Annotated in this window: 17 protein-coding genes; 7 read left to right on the plus strand and 10 right to left on the minus strand. The window is 68.5% G+C overall.

The genetic code is table 11. The annotated features are described in order from the left end of the window. Positions 1–22: 22 nt before the first annotated feature. Positions 23–1609, minus strand: coding sequence for a discoidin domain-containing protein (locus P3102_RS29425; protein ID WP_276363516.1), 1587 nt, complete (start codon positions 1607–1609; stop codon positions 23–25). 148 nt (positions 1610–1757) lie between these two features. Here P3102_RS29425 and P3102_RS29430 point away from each other — a divergent pair, with 148 nt between their 5' ends. Continuing rightward, the gene (locus tag P3102_RS29430) at positions 1758–2402 is read left to right on the plus strand and encodes an HAD-IA family hydrolase (RefSeq protein ID WP_276363518.1); all 645 of its coding nucleotides are present in this window, start codon (positions 1758–1760) and stop codon (positions 2400–2402) included. Here the strand turns inward: P3102_RS29430 and P3102_RS29435 are convergent. Next, on the minus strand, positions 2392–2859 hold the full coding sequence (locus P3102_RS29435; RefSeq protein ID WP_276363520.1) for an NUDIX domain-containing protein: 468 nt from the start codon (positions 2857–2859) through the stop codon (positions 2392–2394). The genes P3102_RS29430 and P3102_RS29435 overlap by 11 nt on opposite strands. Positions 2860–2999: 140 nt before the next feature. Here P3102_RS29435 and P3102_RS29440 point away from each other — a divergent pair, with 140 nt between their 5' ends. Next, a complete protein-coding gene (locus P3102_RS29440; RefSeq protein ID WP_276363521.1) occupies positions 3000–3440 on the plus strand; it encodes a DoxX family protein in 441 nt (146 codons plus the stop codon). Positions 3441–3623: 183 nt separating this feature from the next. Further along, positions 3624–4049 carry a DoxX family protein gene (locus P3102_RS29445; protein ID WP_276363523.1) on the plus strand — a complete coding sequence of 142 codons (426 nt, stop codon included), beginning with the start codon at positions 3624–3626 and terminating at the stop codon, positions 4047–4049. A gap of 272 nt (positions 4050–4321) precedes the next feature. Here the strand turns inward: P3102_RS29445 and P3102_RS29450 are convergent, their stop codons facing one another. The 7 genes from P3102_RS29450 to P3102_RS29480 form a co-directional block, all read right to left on the minus strand. Further along, positions 4322–4927 carry an ATP/GTP-binding protein gene (locus tag P3102_RS29450; protein WP_026466899.1) on the minus strand — a complete coding sequence of 202 codons (606 nt, stop codon included), beginning with the start codon at positions 4925–4927 and terminating at the stop codon, positions 4322–4324. Further along, on the minus strand, positions 4908–5279 hold the full coding sequence (locus P3102_RS29455; protein WP_276363531.1) for a DUF742 domain-containing protein: 372 nt from the start codon (positions 5277–5279) through the stop codon (positions 4908–4910). The genes P3102_RS29450 and P3102_RS29455 overlap by 20 nt, the downstream gene beginning before the upstream one ends. Further along, a complete protein-coding gene (locus P3102_RS29460; protein WP_276363533.1) occupies positions 5276–5686 on the minus strand; it encodes a roadblock/LC7 domain-containing protein in 411 nt (136 codons plus the stop codon). Before P3102_RS29460 ends, P3102_RS29455 begins: the two co-directional genes overlap by 4 nt. Continuing rightward, the gene (locus P3102_RS29465) at positions 5687–8203 is read right to left on the minus strand and encodes a nitrate- and nitrite sensing domain-containing protein (RefSeq protein WP_276363535.1); all 2517 of its coding nucleotides are present in this window, start codon (positions 8201–8203) and stop codon (positions 5687–5689) included. A gap of 372 nt (positions 8204–8575) precedes the next feature. Beyond that, a complete protein-coding gene (locus tag P3102_RS29470; protein WP_276363537.1) occupies positions 8576–8923 on the minus strand; it encodes a hypothetical protein in 348 nt (115 codons plus the stop codon). A 169-nt stretch (positions 8924–9092) separates the two neighbouring features. Continuing rightward, a complete protein-coding gene (locus P3102_RS29475) occupies positions 9093–10310 on the minus strand; it encodes an aminotransferase class V-fold PLP-dependent enzyme (RefSeq protein WP_276363538.1) in 1218 nt (405 codons plus the stop codon). Then, positions 10294–10941, minus strand: a complete 648-nt coding sequence (locus P3102_RS29480; protein WP_276363540.1) for a transcriptional regulator — start codon at positions 10939–10941, stop codon at positions 10294–10296. Before P3102_RS29480 ends, P3102_RS29475 begins: the two co-directional genes overlap by 17 nt. Positions 10942–11099: 158 nt before the next feature. Here P3102_RS29480 and P3102_RS29485 point away from each other — a divergent pair, with 158 nt between their 5' ends. Beyond that, entirely contained in the window at positions 11100–12965 is a 1866-nt protein-coding gene (locus P3102_RS29485; protein ID WP_276363542.1) for a long-chain fatty acid--CoA ligase, read from the plus strand. 184 nt (positions 12966–13149) lie between these two features. Then, positions 13150–13806, plus strand: a complete 657-nt coding sequence (locus P3102_RS29490; RefSeq protein ID WP_276363543.1) for a maleylpyruvate isomerase N-terminal domain-containing protein — start codon at positions 13150–13152, stop codon at positions 13804–13806. A gap of 152 nt (positions 13807–13958) precedes the next feature. Here P3102_RS29490 and P3102_RS29495 read toward each other — a convergent pair whose 3' ends face one another. Then, on the minus strand, positions 13959–14852 hold the full coding sequence (locus P3102_RS29495) for an SDR family oxidoreductase (protein WP_276363545.1): 894 nt from the start codon (positions 14850–14852) through the stop codon (positions 13959–13961). Positions 14853–15223: 371 nt separating this feature from the next. Between P3102_RS29495 and P3102_RS29500 the strand changes: the two genes are divergently transcribed. Further along, positions 15224–16438, plus strand: a complete 1215-nt coding sequence (locus P3102_RS29500) for an MFS transporter (protein ID WP_276363547.1) — start codon at positions 15224–15226, stop codon at positions 16436–16438. A 443-nt stretch (positions 16439–16881) separates the two neighbouring features. Beyond that, entirely contained in the window at positions 16882–18318 is a 1437-nt protein-coding gene (locus tag P3102_RS29505; RefSeq protein WP_276363548.1) for a GGDEF domain-containing protein, read from the plus strand. Positions 18319–18471 lie beyond the last annotated feature (153 nt).

Here is an 18471-nt window from a genome sequence, read left to right on the forward strand (position 1 = left end):
ACCTGGTGCCGAAACGCGGGGATCAGTGGCAGGTGTAGGTGGGGGACGAGTCGATGGTCTTGCCGTCGAGACCGATCAGCTGGGTCGAGAAGGCGTTGTCCGACATGTTCAGCTTGAGCACGCCGTAGGTGGAGATCGCCTTCGCGGTGGCCGCGTGCTCCGTCTTGACCGGGTACAGGGTCGCCCCGCCGCCACCGCCGATGATCTGCACCGGACCGGCGGCATCCCGGTCGCCGTCGGCGTTCTGCGGATGGAACCGCTCGTAGTGGTGGTCGTGCCCGTTGAGCACCAGATCGACCTTGTTCTGCACCATGGTCTCCCAGAGGGTGGCCATCTTGTCGTTGTCGCCGTGGTCACCCGAGGTGTACCGCGGGTGGTGGTAGTACGCGGCGACGCAGGGCTTCGTGTTGTTCTTGAGGTCCTGCTTGATCCAGTTCAGCTGCTCGTCGCTGATCCCGTTCGCGGCGAGACCGGGCGAGAACTCCGTGCTGTCGATGGCGACGAAGTGCCAGTTGCCCATCTCCCAGCTGTAGTAGGTCTTCCCGTTCGGCGTCGCGATCTTGCCGAAGTACTGCTTGTAGGCGCCCAGCGGGGTGTGGTCGTAGGTCTCGTGGTTACCGGGCACCGGGTGCATGATGTTCTTGTACTTGCCCCAGGTCTTGTCGAAGTACTTCGTGAAGTCCTCGATGTGGGCGTCGTCGTACTGGTTGTCGCCCATGGTGATGACCGCGGCCGGGTTCATCTGGCCGACCAGCGCGGCCGTTTTCGGGTGGACGCACGAAGAAGACGAAGCGGTGCACTGTTCGGCGATGTCACCGGAGGCGGCGAGGACGAACGACGAACCGCCTGCCTGCGTGGTCGCCTGGATCTGGTTGCTGGCCGCCGAAGTGTTGCCGGCGGCGTCCTTCGCGCGGACGGTGTAGGTGTACGCGGTCGACGCGCTCAGCCCGGAGTCGGTGTAGGAAGCGCTTTCAGTGGTGCCGACGACCTGGCCGTTCCGCAGCACCTCGTAGCCGGCGACGCCGACGTTGTCCGTCGATCCGGTCCACGTCAGGTCCACAGTGGACGCGGTGACCGAACCGGCCTTGAGGTTCGACGGAGCGGTGGGCGCCTGCGTGTCGCCGGAGGAGTCCGACGTCCCGTAGACCTGCATCTCCCACAGGGAGTAGCCGTAACCGGTGGCGCGTTTGGTGCCGACGAGACGCAGGTACCGGCCGCGGCCGGACAGTCCGGTGAGGTCGTCGGTCCCGCCGTTGCCGTTGGTGACGGACTTGATCGAGGTCCACGCCGAGCCGTCGTTGGAGACTTCCAGGCGATACGCGGTGGCGTACGCGGCTTCCCAGTTCAGCTTGACCCGGTTGATGGCCGAGGGCCCACCGAGGTCGACGCGGATGAACTGCGGGTCGACGCCTTCCGCGCTCGCCCACCGGGTGCCGGTCTTCCCGTCGACGGCGAGCGGGCCGCCGTAGGAGGAGGACTCCACCGAGGAGACGAGGACGGGTTTACCTTGGGACAACAGGACATCAGCGGCTTGGGCGTTACCGCTGAGCAGCGTCGGCAACAGGATGGCGGCCGCGCCTAGTGGCAGTAGTCGGGTTCGGGCCTTCACATCGATCTCCCCGGGAATCCGTGGCGGCGGGTTGAGAGGGACGGGTGCGCGGCGTTCACTTCGCGTACACTTCTTCGTTTGGTAACTTTCCTAACGAATGCGTACGGTAATCCGTACCACTCGGTGAGTCAAGACGTAGACTCGTCCCATGATCGGTGCCTTGATCTTCGACTTCGACGGAACGCTGGTCGACACCGAGGCGGCCGTCCTCGTGGCTTGGCAGGAGATCTTCCGCGAACGCGGCGGCGAGCTCCCCCTCGACGTCTGGCACACCGTGATCGGCACGCAGAACACCGCGGTCGCGATGTTCGAACTGCTCGAGAAGAACGACGAGAACCTCGACCGCGTCGCGATCCGCACCGGCGTCCGCGCCAGGGTCACCGAGCTGCTGGAAGCCGTGGGGCCGCGTCCGGGCGTCCAGAAGTATCTCGACGACGCGAAGGATCAGGGCCTGCGGCTGGCCATCGCGTCCAGTTCGACCGGCGACTGGGTCACCACGCATCTGCACCGGCTGGGCCTCGCGGACGCGTTCGAGGCCGTCCTCACCGGCGACCTCCACGAGGCGAAGCCGAGCCCGGACCTCTACCTGGCCGCGCTCGCCGCGCTGGACCTGCCCGCGACCGAGGCGATCGCGTTCGAGGACTCACCGCACGGCGTCACCGCGGCGAAGGCCGCCGGACTCCAGTGCGTGGCGGTGCCGAATCCGATCACCGCGGTGCTGAACTTCGACCACGCCGATCTCGTGCTCGGCTCACTGGCCGACAAACCGCTCAGCGAGTTGCTCAGCCGTTGAGCAGTTCGCCCAGGCGGGCCAGGAACGGCCGCTGCCCCTTGAGCAGTTTCTCCTCCGCCTCGGCCAGCCCGAACCAGGCGACCCTGTCGACCTCCGGGAACTCCCGCGTCCGGCCCGACCGCGGCGGCCACTCCAGCTCGAAGGTGCCCGGCACCACCTGAGCGGGGTCGAGGTCCCCCTCGACCGCCCAGACCGTCACGACCTTGCCGCCGGACTGCTTCACGACGCCGAGCGGGAGGTACTCCCCCTCCGGCGCGGGCAGCCCCAGCTCTTCGGTGAACTCGCGCCGCGCCGCGGCCTCCGGCGTCTCGTCCGGTTCGTATTCGCCCTTGGGCACCGACCAGCCGCCCGCGTCCTTCTTCGCCCAGAACGGCCCGCCCATATGCCCGAGCAGCACCTCGGTCACCGCGCCCGACCTGCGGAAGAGCAGGATCCCGGCACTCGTCTTACCCGCCATGACGTCCAGTCTGGCCTTGCTCCGACCGGGTGAGGTGACCGGCCCGTGAAAAAACTTTCCGCCCGGATGTCGATTCGCGTCGAGCTCGTCCGACGCGTTGTCGGAAGCAGCCCACAGCCACTGCCGGAAGGACCGGAACCATGACGAAGACCATCGCCCCCTCCGAGAACACGACGACCACCGCCACCCCGCGTGCCGCCAAGGTGCAGGGCGCCATCCAGTCGGCCGTCCGGATCGTCGTCGCGTTCCTCTTCCTCTGCCACGGTTTGCAGGGATTCGGCTTCTTCGGCGGTGTCGACGGTGCCGGCGGCTCGGTCGAACTCGGCTCCTGGCCCGGTTGGTACGGCAGCGTGATCGAGGTCGTCGGCGCCGCGCTGGTGCTGGTGGGCCTGTTCACCCGGCCGGTCGCGGTGCTCCTCTCCGGCGTGATGGCCTACGCCTACTTCACCGTCCACGCACCGGAAGGCCTGCTGCCGCTCCAGAACATGGGCGAGCTGTCGACCCTCTACTGCTGGATCTTCCTGCTGATCGCCGCGATCGGCCCCGGCACCTTCGCCCTCGACACCCTTCGCCGCCGCTGACGGAGAATCGAGAGGCCCCTTTCCTGGAACGATTCCAGGAAAGGGGCCTTATCGCGTTTCGGTGTCGTTAAATCCGGTCATGACATCGAATTACCCCCCGAAAGAAAGTTCCCTGCCGACGGGGGCGTCCGGCATCCTCATCACATCAATGGTTTAGACCACCTTGAGCCGGAAGGATGCGTCATGACCCAGACAGCCACCGCCACGACCACCGAGATCGGTCCGACCACGCCCAAGTGGCAGGGATTGGCCCTCTCCGTCGTCCGTGTCGTGGTCGCGTTCCTGTTCCTCTGCCACGGTCTGCAGAAGATGGGACTCTTCGACAAGCCCGCCGTGCCGTTCGCCACCTGGCCGGGCTGGTACGCCGGGGTGATCGAGACGGTCGGCTCGCTGCTGATCCTCGCCGGCCTGTTCACCCGGCCCGTCGCGGTGCTGCTCTCGGGCACGATGGCGTACGCGTATTTCGTCGTGCACCAGCCCGACGCGTTGTTACCGCTGCAGAACAAGGGCGAGACCGCCGCGCTGTACTCCTGGATCTTCTTGCTGTTCGCGGTGGTGGGCCCGGGCACCTACGCGCTCGACACCCTGCTTCGGCGCCGCAGGTCCTGAGCCCGCGAGCACGTGAAGGTCTCGTGGACCTGTATGCGTCTTCCCCTGGAACCGATGTCGTCCGAGGGCCGCGCAGGGGACAGCGATGGAGGCGAGCTTGGTGACGATGGCGGAGTCGGGACGTTCACCGTCCCGGCTCCGCCCTTGCCCGCCCGGAGTACAGGAAGGACCCCGCTCACGAGACCCGAGCCTCTCCTCTGCGCTATGAAGGACGCTTTCATGGCAAAATTTGCCATGAAAGCGTCCTTCATAGCGCTTGGCGCGGGGGAAGGTCAGCGGCCCTGCGGCAGCCCGGCGGCCAGATCCGAGAGCGCCAGCACGTGCTCCATCAGCACGGTCAGCACCTGCTTCGTCGACTCGCGTTCCCGCGCGTCGCACAGCAGCAGCGGGACGTCCATGCCGACGTCGAGCGCCTGCCGGACCTCCTCGGTGCCGTAGCGGTAGGCGTTGTCGAAGCAGTTGACGGCGACGACGAACGGCAGTCCGCGGCGTTCGAAGAAGTCGACGGCCGCGAAGCAGCTGTCCAGTCGCCGGGTGTCGGCCAGCACGACGGCGCCGAGCGCGCCTTCGGCCAGTTCGTCCCACATGAACCAGAACCGGTCCTGTCCGGGCGTGCCGAACAGGTACAGGATCAGCTCGGGATTGATGGTGATGCGGCCGAAGTCGAGGGCCACCGTGGTGGTCGTCTTCTTCTCGACCCCGGTGAGGTCGTCGACGCCCTCGGACGCCGCGGTGATGACCTCCTCGGTGCGCAGCGGGGGAACCTCGCTGACCGAGCCGACCATCGTGGTCTTACCGACCCCGAACCCGCCGGCGATGAGGACCTTGACCGCGTTCGCGGTCAAGGATCGCCGGGGCTCAGAGTTTCCGGATGCCATCAAGAACCGCCTGGAGTACGTGTTTGTTGGGGGTGTCGGTGACCGGGGTCGCGGTGCGGAACAGCACGAGGTTCTGTTCGATGAGATCGCTCAGCAGCACCTTCACCACCGGCAGCGGCAGGTCTATGCGCGCGGCGACCTCCGCGACGGAGGTCGGTTTCTGGCACAGGCCGAGGATCCGCCCGTACTCCGGCTCGAAGCCCGCCACCTCGTGCGCGCTGCGCATGGCGACCACCAGGGTGATCAGGTCGAGGCCGACGGTGTCCGATCGGGTGCGCCCGCCGGTGACGGCGTACGACCGGACCAGCGGCCCGGCCTCGTCCTCGAACCACGACTCGTGCCGCCCGCTCATGGCGAAGTGGGAGTCGCGGTACGAGGCGCCGAGGTGAGCACCGCGCCGACCCGCTTGACCATCAGATTCATTTCGTAGGCGACGAGCCCCATGTCCGCGTCCTCCTTCGCCAGCAGCGCGAGGCACGCTCCGCGCCCGGCCGCGGTGACGAACAGGAAGGCGTGGTCCATCTCGACCATGGTCTGGCGGACGTTTCCGCCGCCGAAGTGCCGTCCCGTCCCCCGCGCGAGGCTCTGGAACGCCGACGCGACCGCCGACAGGTGCTCGCCGTCCTGCTCCGACAGGTTCCCGGACCGTCCGATGAGCAGGCCGTCGGAGGACAGGACCACCGCCCTGTCGGCACCGCTGACCCGCTTGACCAGGTCGTCCAGCAACCAGTCGAGTTCACTGACTCCCGCGTTGGCCATCTAGTCACGATCTCCGTACATGTCGAGGTCGGTGTAGTCGTCGGCGGGTTCGGTCTCCCGCGCGCGGCGCGTGCCCTGCTGGAACGCGGCGAGCCGGTTCCTGGCCAGCTCGGGGGTGTCCTCGCGGACCTCCTCGTGCTGGGCCGCGGGCCGGTCCTCCCTGAGCTGGGGAACCAGGTTCGCCTGACGGCGGCGCTGCGGCAGCGGTGGCCTGCCGGGCGCCTCGGGGCCGGCCCGCCGGGTCTGCGGCGGGCGGCCGTCCTGGGGACGGATGTCCTGCGGCCGGGCGTCCGCGGGCGGCCACGCCGGCGGCTGCCCCGGCTGCGAACGGCCCTCGGCACGCGCGGGCTCGGGGCGGATCGGCTCCGGTCGCGGCGTCTCCGGCCGGGGCACTCGCGGCGGCCGCGGGGGCAGCGGCGGCAACGTGCCGCCGGGCTGCTCCGGGCCCTGCTGCGCCTGCGGCTGGGACGCGACCGGCATCGGCACGGGCAGTTCGGGCCGTTCCGCGGGGAACTCGGTGCGGTGGCGGGCACGACGGCCCGGGAGCACCGGCGCGGCTTCCGGCACCTCTGTGCTCTCGGGGTCCACCTCGTCCTCCGGCTGATCAGACGGGACCGGCGCGAGCAGGTCGGTGCGGACGAGCACGATGGCCCTGGTGCCGCCGTACGCCGACTCGCGCAGGTGCACGGAGATCCCGTGCCGCGCGGCGAGGCGGGCGACCACGAACAGGCCCAGCCGCGGCTCTGTCGACAAGGCCATGATGCCGAAGTCCGGCGGATCGGCCAACATCGCGTTCAGCTCGGCGGCCTGTTCGGGCTCGATACCGAGACCCTGGTCTTCCACCTCGATCACGACACCCTTGCCGACCACGTTCCCCCGCAACTCGACGCGCGACTGCGGCGGCGAGAAGGAGGTCGCGTTGTCGATCAGTTCCGCGAGCAGGTGCACGAGGTCGCCGACGACCGGGCCCTGCACCGCCATCGCGGGCATCTTCGCCGTCTTCACCCTGGCGAAGTCCTCGGTCTCGGCCGAGGCACCACGGGTCAGCTCGGCCAGTGTCACCGGCTTGCGCCACTGACGGCCGGGCTGGCCGCCACCGAGGATGATCAGGTTCTCCGCGTTGCGGCGGGCACGCGTGGAGAGGTGGTCGAGCTGGAAGAGCGTCTCCAGCTGCTCCGGGTCCTCCTGTTTGCGCTCGGCCTGGTCGAGCACCTTGAGCTGGCGGTGCACGATGACCTGGCTGCGGTGCGCGATGTTCAGGAACACCGTCTTCGTGCCCTCACGCGTCCTGGCCTCTTCCACCGCGGCCGCGATGGCGGTCTGCTGCGCCTTGTTGAAGGCCTCGGCGACCTGGCCGATCTCGTCGTCGCCGTGGTCGAGGAAGTGCCCCTTGTCGTCGAGGTCGACGGGTTCGCCCGCCCGCACCCGGTCCACCAGTTCCGGCAGCCGGATCTCGGCGACGTCGAGGGTGTCCTCGCGCAGCCGCGCGAGCCTGCCGATGAGCCGGTTGGACAGCCGCAGGGCGATGACGAACACGCCGATCGCCACCAGCAGCGCGATGGCCGCGGCGATGGCCGAGGTGATCAGCGTCCGGTCGGCGTCGTCGACCGCCTGCGTCGTGGCCGTGCCACTCTGCTCGACGAAGCCGCGCATCATGGCGTCGCTGACGCCGCGCGCGGCCTGAAGCCACGTCTGCTCGGGGATGGGGAGCGTGGCCTTGCTGTTCTGCAGGAAGGTGTTCTCGACCGTGTTGACGGCCTTCCACGGATCGCCGGCGACGAGCTGGTCGAACTTCGCCTTGACGTCCGGCAGCATCCGCGAGACCGACGACTCCAGCTGCGAGCGATACGAACCGACCTCGGTGACGTACGCGCGATAGGTCTCGTCGGTGAAGCCGCCGCCCGCGACCGCCGCGGCGGCGAGGGCGTTCGCGCGCTGCATCTGGTCGATGGCGGTGAACAGCGGCACCGCGGTGATCCGCTGGTAGGCGTTTTCGGCGTTCGGCGCGTCCTGGGCCAGCCCGGTGAGCCCCTCGACGAACTGGTCGAGGATCTGGTTGTAGAAGGTGAAGGCGTCCAGCAGCGGGAGCTGGCCGGAGTCGGCCGACTGCCGGATCTGCGGCAGCTTCCGGAAAAGCCCGTTCACCGTGGCGATGTTGCGCTGCACGCTGTCGGGTGAGTCGCCGATGAACTTCTGGAGGTGGGCGACGACGCCCTGGGTGGCGGCGTCGGTTTTCGCGCGCTGCTCGGCGAGCGTGGCGTGCTGCGACCGGTCCCCGGCGAGTTCGCGCAGCGTCAGGCGCCGCTCTTCCTGCACCTGGACGAAGAAGGGAAGAGAGGGGGCTTCCGAGTCACGGATCCGCTGCGCGTAGTCACGGCCATCGACCGCGTCGAAGATCAGGTACCCGCCGATCGCCAGACCGACCAGCATCAGCGCGATGCTCGGAATGAGCGCGATCGTCAGAACCCGCGAACGAATCGAAGAGCCGCGGCCTCGTCGAAGGGGAATTTGCTTCACCGTGGTCCGTTTTCCTTCCGGCAGTTTCAGGTGTCGGGTCGCCGGGGATTCATACCCGCGGGATCCGATAGCCGGATCAACACAGCGTGGTCCGCTCCGCCCGCGAAGACGCTAGGAGACCCAAACGGGTGAGTCAAGTCCAGACGCGAAGGGTAGTCACGTATGGCCGTGACCAGCTCACGAGAGGTCGGGGGACCTCGAAAGTCCACCACGTGGACCAGCGCGTCGCGCCAAGTGACTCACCAGTAGGTCACCTGGCGGTTTACCGCAGGCAGTGCCACCATCGACGCTCTTCGGATTCGATCAAGTGACCGCTCGCCGCGTTCGCTTCACCGCGGATAAACCGGCGAAAATCACTCGCCGTGACGTCGCTCACGCTTTCGGATCGGCACTCCACATACCGTTCGGTTTGCGAACGACATCACCGCGGAGGAACGCCGTCGTAACGCCGTTCGCGCCCCGGAATCGAGAATTACGGACACTTGTCGCCGCCGATTCGGCGCACTGATCTTCGTCGGCGCGGCCGACCTCGCCGAGGAGCGCGTCGACCTTGGCCGAGGCGTCCCGGAGCATCCGGGCACCCGCCCAGCAGAGGGTCGCCACCCCGCAGCTCAGGATCGCGACGAGCACCGTCTCGACCGGGTATCGGGAGCCGAACTCGTTGAGCAGAAACCCGGAGGCGACACCGGTCACGGCGACGGCGGTACAGGTGAACGTCACGATCCCCTCCTCTTCCAGGCGCCGGGCCCGCGCCTCGCCTGCGCGGTGCGGGTTTCCCTTACGCCACAGGGAAAGGATCTACGTCACACGCGCGACAAGAGCGATATCGAGATTAACAGCGGATGCGCGGAAGAGCGCCCGCTCTCCCCCACCGGGGCGACACGATCACCTATTTGCCACCGATTCCCGAAGGAAATTCCTTGTTTTCGTGCCGGAGCGCGCGAAGCGTCGTGACGGCGCGGAGCACCTCGCCGTAGGTGGTGTAGAGCGGAGCCAGCCCGAACCTCAGCACGTCGGGTGGGCGGAAGTCACCGATCACCCCGCGTTCGATCAGGGCCGCCATCGTCTTGGCCGCGTCTTCGTCGACGACCGAGATCTGATGTCCCCGGTCTTGGCCGCGCGGGGTCGCGATCGTCGCGCCGTCGAGGAGTTCGTCCGCGCACTGGAAGAAGAACTCGCCGAGCGCGAGTCCCTTCGCCCGCAGCAGCCCGCGATCCACGCCGTCCCAGACGTCGAGGGCCGCGTCCAGTGCGAGCAGCGAGAGGATGTCGGGAGTGCCCGCGCGGCCGCGCGGGATGCCGTCGCTCGCCTCGTACGCACCGCGCATCACGAACGGGTCGCGGTCACCCGCCCAGCCTGCCAGCGGCTGCTCGAAGCTCTCCAGCCATTTCGTTGCCACATAGAGGAAAGCCGGCGCACCGGGACCGCCGTTGAGGAACTTGTAGGTGCAGCCGACAGCGAGGTCCACGCCCGCCGCGTCCAGCTCGACCGGCAGCGCGCCGACGCTGTGGCAGAGATCCCAGAGCACCAGCGCGCCCGCCCGGTGCAGCGCGACGGTCAGCGTGGCCATGTCGTGGGCGCGGCCGGTGACGTAGTCGACGTGGTTGATCAGCGCGACGGCCGTCCGTTCGCTCACCTCGCGCGGCATGTCCTCGGCGACGACGCGGCGCACCACGCGCCCGGTAAGCCGGGCGACCTCGTCGGCGATGTAGCCGTCGGTCGGGAACGTGTCCGCGTCGACGAGGATCTCGTCGCGGCCCGGCCCGAGTCGGGTGGCCGCGACGAGCGCCTTGAACAGGTTCACGCTGGTCGAATCCGCCACGACGAGCTGCCCCGGCGCGGCACCGACCAGCGGTGCGATCCGCTCGCCGACCCGCATCGGCGCCTCCCACCAGCCCTCCGACCAGGACCGGATGAGCCGTCCGCCCCACTGCTCGCGGACGACCGCGGCGACCCGGTCCGCCACGTGTTTCGGCGGGGCGCCCAGCGAGTTGCCGTCGAAGTAGGCGACCTCGGCGTCGAGGTCGAATTCGTTTCGCTTGTGCGCCAAGGGATCGGCCGCGTCCAGGGCGGCGGCCTCCGCTACGAGATCAGTCACGGTGGTCATCGTCGGCGAGAGTGTTCCAGAAGTCCAGCTCGTACGCCTGGAACAACCGCGCGTGGGTCCGGGCGTCCTTTTCGGACAATTCCCCGGCGTCGAGCGCGGCCTGCACGGCGCGTACGGCGAGCTCCTCGAGCTCCGGCGACGGCGTGCCGAAGAAATCGAAGAAGGCGCACGCCTCGTCGTCGAAGCCGTAGCGCTCACGCATCGCGGCGGCGATCGCGGCGCAGTACCGGCCGAAGGCGGCGAAGTTCGCGATGATCGCCACGATGACGTCCGCCGGTTCGCCGTTGAGCGCCAGCCAGGCGACGAACGCCGGATACGCCTGGCATCCCGCGCGCGGCTCGAAGCCGGGCGGCTCCTCGGCGAGCGCCGGCAGTTTGCCGAGCGCCAGCCCTTCCCCGGCGGCCAAGGCCGCGAAGAACTCCTGTGCGTTCCGCTCCCGCGCACGGGACGCGAGATGCAGGAAACCGCGCCGATCACTGCGGACGATCCGGTACTCCTCCGCGGCGATCGCCGCGAAGATCCCCCGTGCCGCCTCACCCGCCGCGACCGACGGGACGAGCCGGTTGTCGTCGTCGTGCGGTGCCAGTTCCGCCTGCACCGCGTCGATCAACTCGCGTGCCGAACCGGTCATCGTCGTGGCTCCTCCATGCTCGGGAATGTTCGGGACTGACGCGGTGAAAACGGAAAAGGTGGACATTTCGCGGGCCACGACCGTGGCCGCGATTCTCTGTCCAGCACTGCTGACAGCCCTTACAGTGTGCCTGATCAGGCAGCATCGAGGAGGCAGCGTTGACCATCCAGCCGACCGTCGCCGAGCAGATCGAAGGCCAGACCATCCCCGCCCTGCTTCACCGCAACGCCAGGGAGTTCGGTGAGCTGCCGGCGGTCACGTCACTCGATGAAGAGGGCCAGCCGACCCTGAACTGGGCCGAATTCCGCACCGCCATCGCGGAGGTGTCGCGCGGGCTCGCCGCCCTCGGGATCGGCGTGCGCGACCGGATGCTGATCATGGCGCCGAGCAGTCCCGAACACCTGATCGCCGACCTCGCCGCGGCCCACCTCGGCGCGATTCCCTGCACCGCTTACGCGACGCTCAGCCCGGAGCAGATCGGGTTCGTCGCCCGGCACAGCGCCGCCGGCGTCGTCGTCCTGGGTGGCGCCGACGAACTCGGCCGCTGGTCGCAGGTCCTCGACGACCTGCCCGCGCTGCGGCACGTCGTCGTGCTCGACGCGTCCGTGCTCCCTCCGGGCGACAAGCGGTTCCTGTCCTTCGCCGAACTTCGCGCGGCGGGCGCGGAGGCGCACGCGGCCGACCCGCAGGCGTTCGAGACGGCATGGTCCTCGATCGCCCCGGACGACCCGCTGGCGATGATCTACACCTCCGGCACCACCGGCGACCCCAAAGGTGTCGTGCTGTCGCACCGCAACGCGATCCACCAGGCCGTCGCCGTCCAGAAGCGGCACGGCTCCCCGATGCACGCCACGAACATCGCGTACCTGCCGCTCGCGCACATCGCCGAACGCGAACTGTCGATCTACATGCCGATCGTGTGGGCCGGGCACGTGCACACCGTCGGCGACCCGACGGGCGTCGTCGGCGCGCTGGGCCAAGTGCGCCCGCAGAGCTTCTTCGGCGTCCCACGGGTGTGGGAAAAGATGGCGGCAGGCCTGAAGAACCTGCTCGGCTCGCTTCCGGAGGAGAAACGGAACGGGCTGCTCGGCGCGAACGAATTGCTGCTACAGGGCTACAAACTGCGCAGTGACGGCAAGGAGGTGCCGCCGGAACTCGCGGAGAAGATCGCGCGAACCGACGCCGCCGTGCTCGCCCCGGTGCGGACGATGCTGGGCCTCGACCGGATCGAGGTCACCTCCAGTGGTGCCGCCGCGCTGCCGGTGGAGGTCCTGTACTTCATCGCCGGGCTCGGCGTCGAGATCCAGGAGGTCTGGGGACTGTCGGAGACCACCGGCGCGGTCACCTCGAACACGCCGTCGGCGTTCAAGGCCGGTTCGGTCGGCCGTCCGCTGGAGGGTATCGAGGTGAAGGTCGCCGAAGACGGCGAACTCCTCGTCCGCGGCGCCATCGTGTTCCTCGGCTACCTGCAGGAGGACGGCACGATCAAGCCGGACGTCGACGCCGACGGCTGGCTCGCCACCGGCGACATCGGGACGATCGACGACCGCGGCTTCGTCACGATCACCGACCGCAAGAAGGAATTGATCATCACTTCGAGCGGCAAGAACATCGCGCCGACGAAGATCGAAGGACTGCTCAAGGAACACCCGCTGATCGGGCAGGCCGTCGCGATCGGCGAGAAACGGCCGTACGTCACCGCGCTGATCGTCATCGACGACGAGATCGCGCCGGGCTGGGCGAGCGCGAACGGCATCCAGCTCGCCGAAGGGGAAGCGCTCGCCGACAACGCGGAAGTCCGCGCGGAGATCGAGAAGGCCGTCGAGGCGGCGAACGCGCGGCTGGCCAGGATCGAGCAGATCAAGCGGTACCACGTGCTCCCCCGGGCATGGACGCCCGACAGCGGCGAGGTGACCCCGACCTTGAAGCTGAAGCGGCGGGTCATCAACGACCGCTACGCGCCCACGATCGCGGACCTGTACCCGGCCTCCGCTCCGGAACCCGCCCCCGCCGCCGGCTCCTGAAGTATATGAAGGCCCCCTTCCTTGCGCTTAGGTACAGGAAGGGGGCCTTCATGTACTTGGGAGAGGTGGCGTGGGGCGTGCGGCAAGTCGTAAGACGCGTGCCTGGACACGGGGGAGCGCGTTCCGGTCGTCTCGGCGCCGAAAGGGGTCGCCACCGGCGAGCGGCCGCTGCTAACTTGCCGCCGTGGATCTCTTCTCCCGCTCCTGGGCGGCGCTGCTCGCCGCCGTCGCCGCGACCCCCGACGAAGATTTCGCCAAACCGTCCGGCTGTGCCGGCTGGCTGGTGCAGGACCTGGTGTGTCACCTCGTGATCGACGCGCAGGACGTCCTGATCACCCTCGCCACTCCCGCCGGCACCGAACCCACGCGCGACGCCGTCACCTACTGGGAGCTCGCCGGCAAGCCGCCGACCGGCGAAGACGACCTCGACGCGCTGATCGTGCGTCTCGCCGCCGCTTACCGGGAACCCCGGCTGCTCAAGTTCCATCTCGACGACGTCGGTTCCGCCGCGGGCCGGGCCGCCGACCTCGCCGACCCGGGGACGCGGGTCGCCACGCGCGACATCGTCCTGTCGGCCGGGGACTTCCTGGCCGCGTATGTCCTGGAATGGACGCTGCACCACCTCGACCTGGTCGCGCATCTGCCGCATGTCGACGGACCCGCCGCCGACAGTCTCGCCAGGACACGGCAGCTTCTCGAGCAGCGCACCGGCGAGAAGTTCCCGGCGTCGTTCTCCGACACGGACGCGCTGCTGGTCGGCACCGGCCGCCGCAAGCCGACCGACGCCGAGAAGGCCGAACTCGGCGACCTGGCCGCGAAGCTGCCCTTCGTGGTCGGCTAAGGCGGTCAAGCCGTCCGGGTCGGCGGCACGTGCCAATGGCCCTGCCTACCCGACGCCCCGCCGGCGGACGACTCGCGTGATCAGGCGGACGACTCGCGTGACCGGACGGACGACTCTCCCGCGCGGGCGGGTCGTCCGTCGGCTCACGCGAGCTAGGCCGTCCGGGTCGACTCCGTCCACTTCCGCAGCCGGGGCGGGACACGCTTTTCGAGGCCGTAGTTCTCCAAGTGCGCGCTGAAGACCTCGTCGAAGGCGCGCTGGACGGTCTCGGTGTCCCACACCGGCCGCTCGAGAATGGGCTGCTTCAGGTACGGCTGCCCCATGACGTGCAGTTGCGGCCCGTTGCAGCGGATCATCTGCCCGGTGATCCCGTCGGAGCCGGGGCCGAGGAGGAAGAGCACGACCGGCGCGATCCGCGACGGCGTCCGGTCCGGCGGGCAGGCCCGCAGCGACCGTTCGGACTTCCACACCATCCGGGTGTGCGCGAGCGGGCAGACCGCGTTCACCCGGATCCCGCTCTCCTCCAGGTCCAGCGCCCAGGAGTAGGTCAGCGAAGCGACGGCGCCCTTGCTGGCGGCGTACACACCGAGCTTGCGCTGCCCGAGTGACGCCCCGGAGGAGATGTTGACGATCGACCCCGGCCTGCCCCTTTCGACCATCGCCTTGATCGCGGCGAGCCCCGTGTACATGACCCCGAGGACGTTCACCTCCACCAGCTCGCGTGCCTGTTCGACGTCGTCCTCCCAGGGCAGCGCCTCGTAGTTCAGGCCCGCGTTGTTGACCAGCCCGTCGATCGCGCCGAACTCGGCGAGGCACAGGTCGACGATCTCCTGCGCCTGCTTCGGATCAGCGACGCTGTGCCCGCTGGCGACCGCCCTGCCACCGAACCGGCGGATGTTCCCCGTCGTCCGTTCGGCCAGCTCGGCGTCGATGTCGTTGACCACGACGGACCCGCCCGCCCTCGCCACGTGCACCGCGAACGCCTCACCGAGTCCCCGCCCGGCGCCGGTCACGACGACGGCCCTGTCGTCGAGCAAACCGTTCATCGCCTTCACCCCTTTGACCCAGCCGGCCTCCACCTCCGGACCGGTCTCCACTCAGTGTTGGGCCATTCGGCCCAGCCGGGGCCCGAACGGCGGCGAACGGCGGCCCGGCTGCGCCGAGCGAGGGCCCGGCGAACGGCGCGCGGATACCGGCGGGCGAGTCAGGCCGACGTCACCCACCGGTCGGACGGCGTAGCCCGATCGGTCCAACAGGCGAAGGAATCACCGCACTTCGGTTCGTCTCCGGGTAGCCGGAGGCATACTGAACGTTGTCCGGCGGGACATCGACTGTGACTCCCTCGTCGACCACGTGACACGGCAGGCAAGAATGCGAGGGAAGCAAGTTCACCCGATCGGGGGGAGGTGGTCACGCAGTGACGACGAACGCGGCGCCGCGGATGACCGCCGCCCTGGCGAACCGCGAGTTCCGCGCACTCTGGCTCGCCGAGGTGCAGTCCCTCATCGGGGATCAGCTCACCATCGTCGCGCTGGCGATCCTCGTCTACGACCGGACAGGCTCCGCGCTGCTCTCCGCGGTGGTCTACTCCCTGACCTTCCTGCCCGCCCTGGCCGGCGGTCTCGGCCTCTCCCAGCTGGCCGACCGCTACCCGCGGCGCACCGTCCTCGTCGTCTCGTCCCTGGTCCAGGGGCTGCTGATCGCGATCATGGCGATCCCCGGTACCCCCCTCGCCCTGTTGTGCGGGCTGGTGGTGCTGGCACGGCTGGTGAACGCGCCCGGCAACGCGGCGCAGAACGCGCTGACGCGCGAGGTGTTCACCGACGACGACCTCTATCTCAAGAGCCAGGACATCCGCGGCATCTCGACCAACACCGCCATGCTGCTCGGCCTGGCGGGCGGCGGCCTGCTGGTTTCGCAGGTCGGGGTGAGCTGGGCGCTGGCGCTGGACGCCGCGACCTTCCTGATGAGCGCGGCGGTGGTCCGTTTCTCCGTGTCCCGGCGGGCGGCGGCGTCCGACGGCAGCGGTAGCTGGTTCGGCGCGGTGAAGCAGGTCTTCGGCAACCGTCACCTGCGGGTGCTGGTCTGGTTCTCGTGGCTGGTGGGCCTGGCCGTCGTTCCCGAGGGGCTCGCGGCCCCGCTCGCCGCGGAGATGGGCGTGGGGAAGCAGGCCGTCGGCTGGCTGCTGGCCGCCGATCCGCTGGGTTTCGTGGTCGGGGCGTTCCTGCTGTCCCGGTTCGTCTCCGCGGGACAACGGCGGAAACTGCTCGGCGTCCTGGCGGCACTGCCGATGGTCGCCCTGATCGCCTTCGCATTCGAACCGGGGCTGATCCCGGCGTTGCTGCTGCTGGCGGCGGCGGGTGCGGCGGGGGCGTACCTGATCACGGTGAGCGCCACGTTCATCACCTGGGTCCCGAACGAACTCCGGGGTGGTGCCGGCGGGGTGTACCGCACGGGGTTGCGGGTGGCTCAAGGAATAGGGGCGGGACTCGGCGGGCTCGCCGCCGATCGGCTCGGGGCGGCGACCTCGGCCATCGCGCTGGCAGGCGTGGTCGGCCTGCTGCTGGCCGTACTGGTCGCGCTCAGCTGGCGGCACATCGACGGAACCAGCCCGGAACCGTTGCCGTCATGACGAATCCACACCGGACGACCCTGGGGGCGGCTCGGCCGCCCGACGGGTGCGTACTCGGAAATCTCGACGACGGAACACCGACACCGGACCTTGGTCTTCGGCACGGGAACGAAAAGAAACGACTCGCGATCAGAAGTCACGGCTCGACATGGTCGGACACCTCCCGGGAACCTGGCAGCGAACTAATACCTCGTCCGGGCTCAGAAGTCACGGCTGGACACTATCGGTCACCCCTTCCTCGGCACATCTTGAAAAATGTTCAGTCACCAAGATCAGAAATCACGGGACACGATTGCCACCTCCGGTCCGTGTCGGCGGGCACCCTTGCCGCTGTCGGACAACTGATGCGATGGGATGATACCGGCCGTGGAATACGAACGGTGTATCAGTCGGTACCGGTGAGATTACTCAGCCGTGCCGTCCGCGCGGAAAAGAGGTAGCAATTGCCAGCCGAGACCGGTGACCGCCGCCAGTACGGTGACGGCGCCGGCGACCTTGACGATGCGACGGCGACGGCCGCCGCCGACAGCGGCATACCGGTGACCGAACGCGGGCAGGCGAGCCCGGAAGGTGATCGGGCCGATCCGCCGGAGCGCCACCCCTACGATCCCCGGGCGTGGGCGCTGTGGCAGCGGCCGAAACGGTTCATCGCGTTCCTCTTCGCCATGGAGGCGATCGGAATCGCGCTCATGGTCGTCGCGACGATGGATTCCACGAATCCGGGAAGAACGGATTGGGTTCGTTTCGCGATTCTCGCCGTCGGCGCCACCGCGCATATTCAGCTGACCCAGCGACAAGAGGAAAGACGGCGTGATCGCAGCCGTACCGTACTCATCGACCTCACCGCGGTATGGACTTTTCCGGCCGCGGTCATCCTGCCGCTTTCACTGACGCTTTCCATCATCGCCATCGTCCGGATCCAGCATTGGTTCATCGCCCGGCGGCCCGCGCACAACTTCGTGTTCTCTTCGGTCACCCACGGCGTTTCGGTGACCTTGGCCTCGCTCACCTTCGCCGCGTTCGGCCCGCACGAATGGGGACTGATTTCCGGCTGGGACACCCTGGGGGAATTCGGTGTCCTGATCCTCACCGGGATGGTCTTCGAAGCGGTGCAGATCGCCTACATCGGCGGCATCCTCACGATCGGCTCGCCGAAGCGGCCCTCACCGTCCACCGTGCTCGGCAATACGGCCGACAACCTGCTGGAGGCCATCACGATCGGCCTCGGCGCGGTCACCGCGGTACTGCTGTTGATCATGCCACCGATGGTGATCGTGATGGCCGTGGTGACGGTGGTGTTCAATCGCCTCGCCGAGATCGACCAACTGCAGAACGACGCGCGAACGGACCCGAAAACCGGCGTCCTGAACATGCGCGGATGGTCCGAGTCGGCCGATCGGGCGCTGGGAAGGACTGCCCGATCGGACGACGGCCTTGCGCTTCTGATGATTGATCTCGACCACTTCAAGTGGATTAACGACACATATGGACATCCGGCGGGTGACGACGTCCTCCGCGACGTGGCCCGGAAATTGGACGAGGTCACCAGGCCCGCCGACGTCATCGGCCGGTTCGGTGGCGAGGAATTCCTCGTACTCCTGCCGGATATCGACGAAACGGCGGCCAAACTGGCCGCCGAGCGAGTGCGCAGCGCCATCGCGGAACTGCATATAGTGACTACCGACAAAAGGGGCAGCCGGGTGACGATCTCGGGCCGCACCACCTCGATCGGGGCGGCGTTGTTCCCTCGCCACGGTGCCTCCCTGAAGGAATTGCTGCACGCCTCCGACGCCGCCGTCTACGTGGCCAAGGAGAACGGCCGGAACCAGGTGCGGTTCGCCCAGGACAGGGACCGGCGCCTCACCGAAGGCCGAGGGTGACTGGTGTGTCGTCCCTCTGGACACGCGTGTCGGCCATCCAGTCACGCGAGACCGCCATCGGCGCACCGGCGCACCCCGGTGGGTACCCGACCCACCCTTGACCCTGACCCGAAACGCCACTCATGACCCGCCGGACGACCGCGTCCAGAGAAC

Source organism: Amycolatopsis sp. QT-25, assembly GCF_029369745.1.
Lineage (GTDB): Bacteria > Actinomycetota > Actinomycetes > Mycobacteriales > Pseudonocardiaceae > Amycolatopsis.